The 13,662-nt window shown below is 75.6% G+C and carries 8 protein-coding genes; 1 reads left to right on the top strand and 7 read right to left on the bottom strand.

From position 1 onward, the window contains the following. Window positions 1-10 precede the first annotated feature (10 nt). The 4 genes from BD833_RS12295 to BD833_RS12310 all read right to left on the bottom strand — a co-directional run bounded on the left by BD833_RS12295 (window position 11) and on the right by BD833_RS12310 (window position 4,305). Entirely contained in the window at window positions 11-988 is a 978-nt protein-coding gene (locus BD833_RS12295) for a tripartite tricarboxylate transporter substrate binding protein (RefSeq protein WP_166533431.1), read from the bottom strand. 120 nt (window positions 989-1,108) lie between these two features. Beyond that, window positions 1,109-2,668 (bottom strand): acetolactate synthase large subunit, encoded by a 1,560-nt coding sequence (locus BD833_RS12300; protein WP_166533432.1) that lies wholly within the window; start codon window positions 2,666-2,668, stop codon window positions 1,109-1,111. 42 nt (window positions 2,669-2,710) lie between these two features. Continuing rightward, the gene (locus tag BD833_RS12305) at window positions 2,711-3,211 is read right to left on the bottom strand and encodes a MarR family winged helix-turn-helix transcriptional regulator (RefSeq protein ID WP_166533433.1); all 501 of its coding nucleotides are present in this window, start codon (window positions 3,209-3,211) and stop codon (window positions 2,711-2,713) included. Between the two features lie 38 nt (window positions 3,212-3,249). Further along, window positions 3,250-4,305, bottom strand: coding sequence for a hypothetical protein (locus BD833_RS12310; RefSeq protein WP_166533434.1), 1,056 nt, complete (start codon window positions 4,303-4,305; stop codon window positions 3,250-3,252). A 289-nt stretch (window positions 4,306-4,594) separates the two neighbouring features. Here BD833_RS12310 and BD833_RS12315 point away from each other — a divergent pair, with 289 nt between their 5' ends. Next, window positions 4,595-5,887, top strand: a complete 1,293-nt coding sequence (locus tag BD833_RS12315) for an alpha-hydroxy-acid oxidizing protein (protein ID WP_166533435.1) — start codon at window positions 4,595-4,597, stop codon at window positions 5,885-5,887. A 251-nt stretch (window positions 5,888-6,138) separates the two neighbouring features. Here the strand turns inward: BD833_RS12315 and BD833_RS12320 are convergent, their stop codons facing one another. The 3 genes from BD833_RS12320 to BD833_RS12330 all read right to left on the bottom strand — a co-directional run bounded on the left by BD833_RS12320 (window position 6,139) and on the right by BD833_RS12330 (window position 13,514). Next, complete coding sequence (locus BD833_RS12320) at window positions 6,139-8,763, bottom strand: transglycosylase domain-containing protein (protein ID WP_243737624.1); 2,625 nt, start codon at window positions 8,761-8,763, stop codon at window positions 6,139-6,141. A gap of 118 nt (window positions 8,764-8,881) precedes the next feature. Then, entirely contained in the window at window positions 8,882-11,104 is a 2,223-nt protein-coding gene (locus tag BD833_RS12325) for an Ig-like domain-containing protein (protein ID WP_166533436.1), read from the bottom strand. Window positions 11,105-11,282: 178 nt separating this feature from the next. Further along, window positions 11,283-13,514 carry an MMPL family transporter gene (locus tag BD833_RS12330; protein ID WP_166533437.1) on the bottom strand — a complete coding sequence of 744 codons (2,232 nt, stop codon included), beginning with the start codon at window positions 13,512-13,514 and terminating at the stop codon, window positions 11,283-11,285. Between the last annotated feature and the right edge of the window lie 148 nt (window positions 13,515-13,662).

Here is a 13,662-nt window from a genome sequence, read left to right on the forward strand (position 1 = left end):
CGGGCGCAGGTCAGCCGAGGATCGGCTCGTACGCCTGCTGGGTGTCGTCGAGGACCGAGCCGAGCTCGTCGGCGCCGGCGAACTCCTCGCGCACGTACTGCTCGCCGATCGTCTGGCGGACCTCGTCCTGGCCCAGGCAGGTCTGCAGGGTGTCCTCGAGCGTCGTGACGACCTCGTCGGGCAGCCCGGCGGGGCCGGCCAGGCCGAAGGTGGAGCCGGACAGGGTCAGGCTCTCGTAGCCCAGCTCGGCGAAGGTCGGGGTGTCGGGCAGCCAGGACAGCCGCTCCTCCGACGAGGCGACCAGCGGCTGGAAGGCGCCGGCGTCGATGTTCTCCACGACGTCGGCGGAGGCATTGATGAGGACGGCGTCGACGTTGCCGCCGAGGATCGCCGTGGTCATCTCCGCGTTGCCGTTGAACGGCACGGCGGTGACCTGGACGTCGTACTCGTCGGCGAGCCGCTGCAGCTCGATCCCCTGCGGGGTGGAGGCGCCGGGCACGCCGACGGTGAGCGTGCCGGGCTCGGCCTCGGCGGCCTCGAAGAAGTCCTCGGCGGAGGTGAACCGCGAGCCCTCCCCGACCGCGAGGACCGACGGCACCTCGGACATGACGCCGATCGGGGTGAAGTCGTCCTTGGTGTAGTCGAGGTCGTTGGCCAGCGGGGTGAGGACGGTGGTGCCGGCCGTGACCAGCGACAGGGTGTACCCGTCGGGCTCGGCGCCGGCCAGCTCCGTCATGGCGAGGGCCCCCGAACCGCCCTCCATGTTCTCGACCACGACCGGCTGGCCGAGCTCCTCCTCGATGCAGGCGCCGACGGTGCGGGTGGTCAGGTCGGTGGGGCCACCGGCGCCGTAGGGCACCAGCATCCGGATGTCCTCGGTCGGGTAGGACGCCGCGGCCTCCTCGGAGGTGCCCGCCTCGTCGTCGCCGCCGCACGCGGCGAGCAGACCCAGCAGGAGGACGCTGCCGAGGGCAGATGGAGTGCGCATGTGGTTCCCCCAGGAGGTCGGCCGGCGGCGAACGCAGAGGTCAACGGTGACCCGGCCCACGGTCATGTAAGCACAGCACGCGGGCCGCCGACCGGCCGGTCGGCAACGATCCGGACTCGATCAGGAGCCCGGCAGGACGACGTCGATCAGGTGCGGACCGGGCTCGGCCAGCGCCCTCCGGAACTGGTCGGCGAGCTCCTCCGCGGTCCGTGCGCGGGTCGCCGGGACGCCCATGCCGGACGCCATCGCGGCGAAGTCCAGCTCGGGCCGCCCGAGCTCCAGCAGGTCCCTCGACCGGGGGCCGGACGCGGCCGCGCCGACGTTGGCCAGCTCGCCCTCCAGGATCCGGTAGGAGCGGTTGCTGAACACCAGCGTGGTGACGTCGAGCTGCTCGCGGGCCTGGGTCCACAGCGCGCTGATGGTGTACATGGCGCTGCCGTCGCCCTCGAGGCAGACGACCGGGCGGTCCGGGCAGGCCACCGCGGCCCCGGTCGCCACCGGCAGGCCCTGCCCGATCGCGCCTCCGGTGAGGGTGAGCCAGTCGTGCGCCGGGGCGCCGGCGGTCGGGCCGGGCAGCTGGCGGGTGGAGGTCACCCCCTCGTCGACCACGATCGCGCCCTCGGGCAGCAGCGCGCCCAGCAGCCGGCCGATCGCGTCGAGGGTCAGCTCGCCGGTGGGCAGCTCCGGCCGGGCGGCGGCCTGCAGGGGAGCCTCCGCCGGGGCGCCGACGAGCTCGGCGAGCTGCTCCAGCGCGGCGGGCAGGTCGTCGGCGACCGTCCCCAGCTCGTGCACCTCGCAGCCCTCGGGCACCAGGCTGCTGGGCTGGTCGGGGTAGGCGAAGAACGACACCGGCGCCTGCGCGCCGACCAGCACGAGGTGCCGTACGCCGGCCAGCCGCCGGGCGGCCTGGTCGGCGGCGCGGGGCAGCCGCTCGACGGCCGGCCGGCCCGCGCCGCGCTCGAGCCGGGCGGGGAAGGTCTCGCAGTACAGCGGCGCCCCGATGGCGGCGGCCACCCGGGCGGCGGCGACCAGGCCCCGGGTGCGGGTGGCCCCCGCGCCGACGAGCAGCGCGCACGGCTCCCCGGAGGTGAGGACGGCGGCGATCGCGGCGACGGCGTCCGCGGGCACGGCGGCCGGGGCCTCGACCGGCCGCGGTGCGGCGACCGCGGCGCCGACCGACCAGGAGGTGTCGGCGGGCAGGATCAGCGTGGCGATCCGGCCGGGGGACGTGCGGGCCGCCGCGACGGCGTCCGCGGCGTCGGCACCCACGTCGGCGGCGCCGGCCGACCGCCGCAGCCAGCCGGACACCGTGCCGGCGAGGGCGTCGATGTCGGACTCCAGGGGCGAGTCGTAGGCCTTGTGGTAGCCGGCGTGGTCGCCCACCACCGTGACCACCGGCGTCCGGGCGCGCCGGGCGTTGTGCAGGTTGGCCAGCCCGTTGGCCAGCCCCGGGCCCAGGTGCAGCAGGACCGAGGCCGGGCGGTCGGTCATCCGCCCGTAGCCGTCGGCGGCGCCGGTGGCCACGCCCTCGAACAGGCAGAGCACGCCGCGCATCTCCGGCACGTGGTCGAGCGCGGCGACGAAGTGCATCTCCGACGTGCCGGGGTTGCTGAAGCAGACGTCGACCCCGCCGTCCACCAGCGTGCGGATGAGGGCCTGGGCACCGTTCACGTCTGACACGCAGGGACCGTAACGCGGGCCGCACCGCGCGGCCCGGCGGTGTCAGTGCCGGCTACGGGTGGCGGCGGAGACCCGGGCCAGGGCGTCGGTGACGACGGCGGCGTCGTCGCCGAGCAGGGTGAGCAGGTGCGCCACGAGCTCGTCGTGGGTCTCCCGGGCCGCCGTCACCCGCTCGAGGCCGGCCGGGGTGAGCCGGGCGTGCAGCAGCCGCCGGTCCCCCGCGCCGCGCTCCCGCAGCACCAGCCCCTGGGCCACCAGGCGGTTGATCGTGCTGGTGACCCCGGGCCGCGAGAGCCCGACGGCCTCGGCGACCTCGCCCATGGAGGCCCGCTGGCCGGGGGCGTCGGCGATCCGGCGGAGGGCCTCGAACCCGGTGAGGGAGAGGTCGTGGTGGCGGTGGAGCGCCGAGTCGACCCGGCGGGTGATGCGGTCGTGCACCTGGACGATGCGCAACCACGTCTCCGCGGGCCGGGGAGCGACTCCGGGAAGAGCGGCGGCGTCCCGGGGGACACCGCGCGCGAGCGCGTCCTCGGACAGTGGCACCCGGTCATCGTCCCCGGATCAGGGGCCGGTGAAACCGCTCAGCCGGTGCGGATCGGCGTGCCGTCGCGGCGGCCGCCGTGCTGCTGCGTCACGACCGAGACCAGGCCCGCGACGGTGGCCAGCAGCGCGGCCGCGGCGGCGATCAGCGAGGCGAGCGCGAAGCCGCCGCTCGGGGTCCCGATCGGGCCGGAGGCGGCGGCGACCTGGAGGCCCACCCCGGTGCTCACCGCGGAGTCCGCGCCCACGAGGTCGAGTGTCGCCGGGCCGGAGGCCAGACGCTCGGGGATGCGGACCTCGACGCGCACCGCGCCCTCGCCGTCGGCCGTGGCGCTGGCCAGCACCGCGTCGCTGCCGCGCAGGACGACGTCGACCCGTTCCCCGGGGATGAAGCCGGCCCCGCGGAGGGTGACCGTGCCGCCCGCGCGGACCTGGGCCGCGAGCTCACCGGCCCGGGTCATCGGGATGCCCACCGGCTCCCCCGTCCGGGACGACGTCGACCCCGTGCTCGTGGGAGCCGTGCCGCCGGCGCCGGCGGGCGTCGTCGTCGGGGTGCCACCGGGCGCGGTGCCCGGCGTCGTGCCCGGCAGGGTGCCGGGCACGGGGGCCGGCGTGCCCGAGGGGGCGGCGCGGGTGCCCGTGGACGGCGACGAGCCCGGGGCGGTCGGCTCGATGGTCGCGGTGGGCGGGGCGGGCGGGGGCGGCGGAGGGGAGAGCGCGAGCTCGCAGTCCTCGACCGTCGGCCGGGTGAGCGTGTAGTCCGCGAGCTCGTCGACGTAGGCGACGCCGGATCCGTCCTGCGCGGTGAACTCCAGCCACGGATCGATGGTCTCGCCGGGCGCGACGTCGGCGGTGCGGAGCACGGCGCTCCCCCGCGCCACGAGGACGGCGTCGTCCTCGCCCGCCGGCCGGCGGGTGGTGGCCAGGCGCACGGTGTAGGGGACGGTGCCGGCGGCGACCTCGACCACGATCCCACCGGGGTGGCAGCTGGGGCCGTGGGTGACCCGGGCGTCGGGCCGCGTCGGGTCGTCGACGGCCCGCGCCGGCACGGCCGCTGCGACGGCGGCGGCGAGGAACAGGGCCAGGAGACCGGCCACGGCACCGGCGGATCGGGCGCTCCGTGCCCCGCGCTCCGACGTCGTCCACGTCGGCGCGGCGGTCCGCTCCCACCTGCTGGTCAGCCCGAGCTCCCTTTTCGATGCGCCTGAGTTCCAGATGATGCAGGATGTGACGCTTCGTTGCTACCCCGTTACGAGCGTGTCGCGCGTGTCGTGCGGCGTGTCGCGGATTCGTTCGCCGCCCGGCCGGTCGGCCGTCACCGGGCCGTCACCTAGCCCCCGGCCGCCCCGTCCCTGGAGGTGAGAGCGGGGTCACTACGGTGACCGCGTGGACGAGGTGGGCGTGGGCCGACGACGGCAGAACGAGGTCTACCGGGCGGGGGTCTTCGGGCGCTCCCCCCGCGTGCCGGTGGGCATCCGGCGGTTGCAGGAGCGCGCGAAGCGGGTCCTCGACGCCCGCGCCTACGCCTACGTGGCCGGCGGCGCCGGCGACGAGGTCACGCAGCGGGCCAACCGCGCCGCGTTCGACCGGTGGGCCGTCGTCCCCCGCGTGCTGCGCGACGCGAGCGCCCGCGACACGTCGGTCGAGCTGTTCGGCCGCCGGCTGCCCGCGCCGGTGCTGCTCGGTCCGGTCGGCGCGCTGGAGCTGGTGCACCCCGAGGCCGACGCCGCCGTCGCCCGCGCGGCCGCCGCCACCGGCGTCCCCATGGTTTTCTCCAACCAGGCCTCGGTCCCGATGGAGGAGTGCGCGGCGGCGATGGGCGGCTCGCCGCGGTGGTTCCAGCTGTACTGGTCGACCTCCGACGAGCTGGTCGAGAGCCTGATCGGGCGGGCGGAGGCCGCGGGGTGCGAAGCGCTCGTCGTCACCCTCGACACCACGATGCTCGGCTGGCGGCCGCGCGACCTGGACCTCGGCCACCTGCCCTTCGCGCTGGGCAAGGGCATCGCGCAGTACACCTCCGACCCGGTGTTCCGCCGGCTGGTGGAGGAGCGGGCGGCCGCTACGACCTCCCCACCCACCCCCGCTCCGCCACAGCCCCGCCCCACCCCGGCGGCGGTCAGGGCGCTGGTGACGATGGCCCGGGCGTGGCCCGGCTCGTTCCGCGACAACCTGCGCTCGCCGCTGCCCCGGGCCGCCGTCGAGACGTTCCTGTCCATCTACTCCCGGCCCTCGATCAGCTGGACCGATCTGGCCTGGCTGCGCTCGCGCACGAAGCTGCCGATCCTGCTGAAGGGCGTGCTGCACCCCGACGACGCCCGGCGGGCCCTGGACGAGGGCATGGACGGCGTCGTGGTCAGCACCCACGGCGGCCGGCAGGTGGACCGCTCGATCGCCGCGCTCGACGCGCTGCCCGACGTGGTCGCGGCGGTCGGTGACCGCGCGCCGGTGCTGCTCGACAGCGGGATCCGCTCCGGCGCGGACGTCTTCACCGCGGTGGCGCTGGGTGCCCGGGCGGTGCTGCTGGGCCGCCCCTTCGCCTGGGGGCTGGCCCTGGCCGGCGAGGAGGGGGTGCGCCAGGTGATCGGCGACGTCGTCGGCGAGTTCGACCTGACCCTCGGGCTGACCGGGCACACCGCGGTCGACCAGCTGAGCCCGGAGATCCTGCGCCGCGTCGCCTAGGACGTCCCGCACCGGCACGTCCGGGTCGACCTGGGGCTTTCCGCGCCGAGGTCCGATGGAGGGTCCGACGCCGCCCGGGACACCCCGGGCAGGGGTTGACGGTCGGGTGTGGCGGGGGTCACAGTGGTGTCCGGGCGGGGGTAGCCGGCAACGAGTGGCTACCCACTGCTGGGTAGACCGACCAACGCGGCCAGACCGTCAGGACCGGCCCCCCGCCCCCCACTCCTCCACCCCGTCGCGGACCCGTGCGGCTATGCCGTCGGCGGCGGGGGTTCCGTCGTGCCCTGGGTCGGCGGCTCGGTGGTGGGGTCCACCGGCGGCGGAGGCGTCGCCGGAGGCGGCTCCGTCGGTGGCGGAGGCGTCGCGGGCGGCGGAGGCTCCGTGGGTGGCGGCGGCTCCGTGGGCGGGGGCGGCGGCGTCGTCGGCGGCGGGGGCGTCGCCGGAGCCGGGGGCTCCGTCGGTGGCGGCGGCGGTTCGGGGGCCGGCGGAGGAGGCGGCTCGGGGGCCGGCGGCGGCGGCTCGGGCGTCGGCTCGGGGGCCGGCGGCGGCGGCGGCGGCGGCGGCGGCGGCGGCGGCGGCGGCGGCGGCGGCGGCGGCGGAGGCGGGTTCCACCGGGCACCGTTGCTCGTGAGGACGGTGATCGCCTGGCCGGCCTGCACGACCGCGCCCGGCGCCGGGTCGACCGCGACGACGGTGCCCGGCGGCCGGCTGCTGTCGACGCGGACGATCGTGGCCCCGAGGTCGCGGGCCCCGAGGATCCCGCGGCAGCGGTCGGCGGAGCCGCCCGCGCAGCCGCCGGGCACGGTGGCCCGCGTGCCGTCGACGAACCGGGCGTCGGCCGGCGGGAACGGCACGGCCGGCCGGTTGCTCAGGATCGGCTGCATCGCGTCGTGCCAGATCTGCGCGGCCTTGCCGCCGCCGAAGCCGCCGACGTCCTGGTTGGCCACCGGGTCGTAGACCATCACGCTGGCCGCGAGCTGCGGGGTGTAGCCGACGAACGCGATCGAGTAGTTGTTCTGCGTGGTGCCGGTCTTGCCGGCGATCTGGTGGCCGGGCACGTGGGCGCGCCGGCCCGTCTGGCCGGAGTGGCCCGGCTCGACGTCCTTGAGCAGGGCCTGGCTCAGGGTGTTCGCCAGGGCCGGGTCGACGACGCCGGCCTCGCACTGCGGCCCACCGAGCGGCTGGCCGTCCTCGCCGAGCAGCGGCTCCCCGTTGCGGTCGAGCACGTGGATGATCGGCGACGGCGCGCACCGGGTGCCGCCGGCCGCCAGCGTCGCGAAGGCGTTGGCGAGGTGCAGCGGGCTGGTGGCCTCGGGGCCGAAGGTGAACGAGCCGCGGTTCTCCGCGATGATCCCGTCGGCGATCGGGTCCAGCGAGGCCAGCCCCAGCCGCTGGGCCATGCGCACCGGGGCCTCGACGCTGCCCAGCTGGTCCTCGAGCGCCAGGAAGTAGGTGTTGGAGGACATGTAGAGCGCCCGCTCCATGTCCAGGGTGCGGGGGTAGCGGCCGGCGTTCTCGACGTCGTAGGGGCCGTCGCCGTCCCGGTAGACCGTCGACTCGTACGGGTCGGACGTGGTGATCCGGTGGTCCAGCCCGAAGCCCTGCTCCATCGCGGCCGCGGCGGTGAACACCTTGTACACGGAGCCGGCGCCCTGACCGGGGACGACGTTGAGGCCGACGGTCGTGTACGTCGGGTCGCCGGGGACGGCGCCGAAGTTGCGGTTGACCGACATGGCGAGCACCCGGCCGGTCCCCGGCTCGACGGCGGTGTAGATGCCGGCGCGCGGGTCCTCGACGGCGAGGGTCTGCCGCACCGCGGCGTCGCCGGCGCGCTGCATGGGCGGGTCGAGCGTCGTCCGGATCGTGAGCCCGCCGGTCTCCAGCTCGGTCTGGTCGAGCCCGAGGACCCCGGTGAGGTGGTCGAGCGCGTAGTCGCAGAAGAAGGCGCCGATGAGGGCCTCCCGGCAGCCGCGCGGCGGCCCCGCCCCGGGGGTGACGGTGACGGGGGTGGCCCGGGCCTCGTCGACCGCCGCCTGGTCCACCATGCCGAGCTCGGCCATCCGGGCCAGGACGACGTCGCGCCGCTCGGTGGCGAGCTCCGGGGCGGTGAACGGGTCGTACCGGGTAGGGCTCTGCACGAGGCCGGCCAGCGTGGCGGCCTGCGCGAGGGTCAGCGCGTCCGGCGTCGTCCCGAAGTACGTGTCGGCCGCGGCGGCCACCCCGTAGGCGCCGGCGCCGAAGTAGACCCGGTTGAGGTAGCGGGTGAGGATCTCGTCCTTGCTGTACTGCTGCTCCAGGGCCAGGGCCAGCTGGGCCTCGCGCAGCTTGCGGCCGACGCTCTCCTCGGTCGCCGCCTCGCGCGCGTCGGGGTCCACCGCGGACTGCAGCCGGATCTGCTTGACCAGCTGCTGGGTGAGGGTCGACCCGCCCTCGACGACCTCCCCCGCGGTCAGGTTGCGGAGCAGCGCCCGGGCCAGGCCCTTGCCGTCGACCCCGCCGTGCTCGAAGAAGCGGCTGTCCTCGATGGCGACGAGCGCGTCCTTCATGACCGGGGCGATGGCCTCGCCGGGCACGACGGTGCGGTTGCGGCGGTACAGCTCGGCGATCAGCGAGCCGTCAGCGGCCAGGACGCGGGTGTTGCCCGGCGGCGTCCGGTCCAGCAGGTCGGCGCTGACCGGCCGCAGCAGGTCGGTACCGGTGCGGGTAGCTAGGGAGGCGCCCCCCACGACCGGCAGGGCCAGCGCCGCGACCAGTGCGCCGGCGACCACCACGGCCAGCGCGAGCGACAGCAGCACGGTCCCGCGGTGGACCCGCCGGCGCGGCGCCTCCTCGACCCCCGGGAGCGGCAGGCCGTCGATGGCGGGACGGGGCGACACGGAACTCCTCGCGCAGGCGGCAACGACAGGGCCCGCCTGGGCCGGCCCGCCTCCTCGATACCCCCGCGTCGCGGACCCGCCACCGCTCGGCGGGTTCTGTCACGTGATCGCAAAGTGGTCAGCGGTGGTAGGTCACCGTCGTCCGCCCCGTCGAGGCGCGCCACATGATCTGGCCGCCCTGGAACTGCTGGACGACGAACGACGAGGAACCGAGCTCGCCGCCGACCGGGTAGCCCAGCCGCCCCGCCTCCCAGCCCTGCGCGGCCCATGCGTCGCCGATCACGCCGCGGACGCTGTGCGCGCCGGTGGCCGGCGTCCAGTAGATGCGCCCGCCCTGGAACAGCTGGCCGCACCCACCCTGGCGCAGCCCGCAGATGTGGTCGCTGGTCGGGTAGCCCAGCGAGCCGGCCTCGTAGCCCTGGGCGGCCCACCGGTCGCGGATCGCGCCGCCGATGACGTGACTCCCGGTCGCCGCGGTGAGGTAGATGCTGCCGCCCTGGAACACCTGCCCGCACCCGCCGCCCCGCAGCCCGCACACCTCGCTCATCAGCGGGTAGCCCAGCACGCCGACCTCCGAGCCCCAGGCCGCCCAGGTGTCACCCAGCCAGCCGCGGACGACGTGGGCTCCGGTGGCGGGGGTCCAGTAGATCTTCCCTCCGGCGAACCGCTGCCCGACGCCGCCCCGCAGGGTGATCGGGTCCGAGCTCGGGTAGCCGAGCACGCCGTTCTCGTAGCCGGTGCGCCCCCACGTCGCCCGGATCGCTCCGCCGATGGCATGCGCACCGGTGCGCTCGGACCAGTAGACGGCGCCGCCCTGGAACACCTGCCCCGATCCACCCCGCAGCTCGATGTCGTCGGAGACGGGGTAGCCGAGGACGCCCGTCTCGTACCCCAGCCGTCCCCACGCCTCCAGCACCGGCGCCCAGACGCCGTGCGACGAGGTGGCCGGGCTCCAGTAGACGGCCCCGCCCTCGAACTGCTGACTGGTGCCGCCGCGCCGCTGGACCAGGTCGGAGGTGGGGTAGCCCAACCACCCATCCTCCAGGCCGGTGGCCGACCACGCGTCCTCGACCACCTGGCCGACGACCGTGCCCCAGGTCCCGTATCTGCTCCAGATGCTGCCGCCCTCGAAGAACTGCGCGCAGCCGCGGTCGCGCCGGTCGCAGCGGCGGTCGTCCACGGGGAAGCCGAGCGCGCCACCGGCTCCGCCGGCCGCGACGTACAGCGTGGCGTAGTCGGACGAGACGGTCAGCGGGTCCTGGCCGTCCTGCTGCAGGATGAGACCGCGATCGTGGTCCTGCTGCCGGCCGCCGGCGATGGCCCGCTCGGGCACGGTGACCGCACCGAGGAACCCGGTCCGCCAGCCCAGCTGCCAGAAGAGCCGGCCGATCGCGGTGAGCTCGACCGGGGTCGCCCGCACCGGCGCGGACAGCTCGCCCGCCGGCTGCACCAGAGTGGCGTCGGAGCGCTCGGGCACCTGCACCTGGTAGCTGTACTCGCGGCCGGTGACGAGGCCGGTGTCCTGGAAGCGCGGCTCCGTGGTGGTGGTCAGCAGCACCCCGTCCCGGTACACCCGCCACGGCCCGGCCCGGCCTCCGGTCGCCCAGGTCAGCGCGAGCGTCGTCGGGGTATCCGTACCGTCGGCGACGAGCCCGGCGGGCGCCGCCGGCTGCCTGGACCGATGGACGATGGGCGACGGCTGCCAGCCCTCGGACCCGCCACCGTTGACGGCCGCGATCCGGTACTGGTACCAGACCGTGTCGAGCAGCCCGGTGTCGGTCCAGCTGAGCTCGGACGTGGTGCCGCGGAGGACGCCGTTGCGGTACACCCGGTAGGTCTCGGCTCGTGCCGTGGCGGCCCACGTCACCGTCACCGAGCCCGGAGCGGGGCTGGTGATCCCCACGTCCATCGGCGTGCCCGGGTCCAGCCAGAGCGTGGCGGTCACCGTTCCGGTCGCGGTGTTGCCGTGCCCGTCCGAGACCGTGTAGGTGAAGGTGTCGGTGCCCTCGTACCCCAACCACGGACTGTAGAAGAGCCGGCCGCCCTCCACGAAGGCGCGCCCCTTGGTCGCCGGGGTGACGGCGGTGACCGTGAGCGCGTCCCCCTCGGGGTCGCTGTCGTTGGCCAGGGCGGGGACCACCCAATCCCGACCGTGCCCGAGCGAGTAGGAGACGGCATCGTCCACCGCCACCGGCGCCCGGTTGCCCGGGGCCGGATCGACGGGTTCCGCCGGGGCGGGTGCGGCGGTGAGCAGCACCAGGGCGGCCGCCACCGGCGCGACCAGCCCCCAGCGGGGACGACGACCTGACGCACGCCCCGACCTGCGGGAACCGGTGATCACGCAGCGGACGGTAGCGGCCCGCTCACGTTCCGCCGAGCAACCGGCGGGGCTGCTGGGACGGCGGCGACCAGCGGGACGACCCGTGACCCGGACGCACGCTCCGGGGGCGCTCCTCGCGGTTCTCGGGCCCTGCCGGACCACCTGACCACGAGGAACGCCCCTAGAGCGCGGGTGCGGGTCAGTCCACCGAGAGCACCAGGGGCTGGTCCGCCTCCCGGCGCGGCCCGGGGACGACGGGGACCGGCGCGGCCGCCTCGTGCCGGGCGGCGGGCAGCCACCGCAGCCAGCGGGGCAGGTACCAGTTCCGCTCGCCGAGCAGCTGCATCACCGCGGGCAGGAGGATCGCCCGGACGACGGTCGCGTCGAGGAGGACGGCGACCGCGAGCCCGAGGCCGATCTGCTTCATGCTCGTCATCGACAGCGTCACGAAGGTCAGGAAGACGAACACCATGATCACCGCGGCGCTGGTGACCACCCCGGCCGAGGACGTGATGCCCTGGGCCACGGCGTCGGCGGTGCTGCGGCCGCGGTCCCGGGCCTCGCGGATCCGGCTGAGGATGAACACGTGGTAGTCCATCGAGAGGCCGAAGAGGATCACGAAGAGGAACAGCGGGATCCAGTTCACGATCGCGCCGGTGCGGTCCAGGCCGATCAGGTCGGCGCCCACGCCCTCCTCGAAGACCAGCACCATCGCGCCGTAGGCGGCGGCCACGCTGAGCAGGTTGAGCACGATGGCGACGACCGCCACCGTGACCGACCGGAACGACACGAGCAGCAGCAGGAAGGCGAGCACCAGGACGAAGCCGAACACCCACGGCGTGCGCTCGGCCATGAGGTCGTCGAAGGCCACCGAGTAGGCGGTGCTCCCGCTCACGACGGCGGTCACGCCCTCCAGCGAACCCACGGTGGCGGGGACCACGTCGTCGGCGAGGGTGACCAGCGCGTCGCGGGAGGCCTGCTCCTCGCCGTCACCGACCAGGGGCACGCTGACGACGGCGACCGTGCCGGCCTCGTTGGTCTCGACCCCGATGGGCTCGTTCATCTGCCCGCTGGCCAGCGCCCCGGCCCGCAGGTCGGCGATGGCCGACTGCACCTCGGGCGCGGTGACGTCGGGCGCCTCGATCACGACCTCGGCCGGTGAGGGGCCCCCGGGGAACGCCTCGGTGATCCGGTTGTAGGTCTGGATGACGGCGAGGTCCTGGGGCAGGTCCTCGACGCCCTCGGCGCGCAGGTCCATGGAGAGGGCCGGGACGGCGAGGCCGACGAGCACGGCGGCCGATCCCAGCGCGGCGACCAGCGGCCGGCGCAGCACCGCACCGAGCACCGCGGGCCAGAACCGGCCGGGTCCGCCGGCGGTGCGGCGCCCGATGAACGGCAGCCGGCCCTTGTCGACCCGGTCGCCGAGCCAGGCCATCATCGCCGGGAGCACGGTGAGCGACCCGAGCACCGAGCAGGCGACGACCAGGATCGTGGCCGAGGCGACGCCGGTGAAGACGGAGAAGCCGGTGAGGAACATGCCGGCCATCGCCACCATCACGGTGATCCCGGAGATCAGCACGGAGTGCCCGGAGGTCGCGGCGGCGATGTCCAGGGCATCGACCGGCCCGGCGCCCTTCGCCCGCTCCTCCCGCTCCCGCTTCAGGTAGAAGAGCGAGTAGTCCACGCCCACGGCCAGGCCGATCAGCAGCATCACGATCGATGCGGTCTGGTCGACGTGCCAGAGCTGGCTGGTGAGGCTGAGCAGCCCGAGCGCGCCGACGAAGGCGGTCAGCGCGAACAGCAGCGGCAGGACGGCGGCGACCAGGGCGCCGAAGGTCAGCAGCAGCACCGCCAGCGTGATCGGGATCGACAGCAGCTCCGCGCGCTGGAAGTCGGCGTCCAGGGTGTCCGAGAGCGCGAGGTCGGCACTGGTGTCCCCGAACTGCTCGACGCGGACGTCGCCGTGGCGGTCGGCCACGCCGTCCACCGCGTCCTGGATCGCGCCGATCCGCTCCCCGGCGTCCTCGGCGTCGCCGGTGATGTCGAAGGTGACCAGGGCGGAGCGGCCGTCGGCGGACACCAGCGGGGCGCCGTCCAGCGGGCTGACCAGGTTCGTCACCCCGGGGGTCTCCCCGAGCGCGCCGACCAGGTCGGTGAGGGCGGCGGTGCCGGCGGCCTCGGGGACGTCGGTCGCGCGCTGGACGAGCACCATCTCCGACGCCGGCTCCTCCCAGCCGTTCGCGTCGAGGATCTGCCGGGCCTGCGCCGGGGCGCCGATGGTCTGCTCGGCGGCGGTCAGCTGCGCCTGCGGCACCACCGCGCCGACGGCGACCGCGGCCAGCACGAAGGCCAGCCAGCCCAGCACCGCCGTCTTCCGGTGGCGGGCGCTCCACCGCCCGATCCGCCCCGCGAGGTTGCTGCGTGCGTGCATGATCCTGCTCCCGTCCGAGTGCGGATGTCCGCCTGCGAATCTGCTGGTCCCGGGCGCGCACGCCCATCCCGCCAGCTGGTGGGAGGAGGTCGGGCCACCCCGACGATCGGGGCGCGGCCCGTCGCCGGAGAGGCTTCCGGAGGAGGAG

This window comes from Blastococcus xanthinilyticus (genome assembly GCF_008124835.1).
Classification (GTDB): Bacteria; Actinomycetota; Actinomycetes; order Mycobacteriales; family Geodermatophilaceae; genus Blastococcus; species Blastococcus xanthinilyticus.

Excerpts from the sequence above, each read along its gene's own strand:
- BD833_RS12295 (WP_166533431.1), bottom strand. The coding sequence starts at position 988 with ATGCGCACTCCATCTGCCCTCGGCAGCGTCCTCCTGCTGGGTCTGCTC.
- BD833_RS12330 (WP_166533437.1), bottom strand. The coding sequence starts at position 13,514 with ATGCACGCACGCAGCAACCTCGCGGGGCGGATCGGGCGGTGGAGCGCC.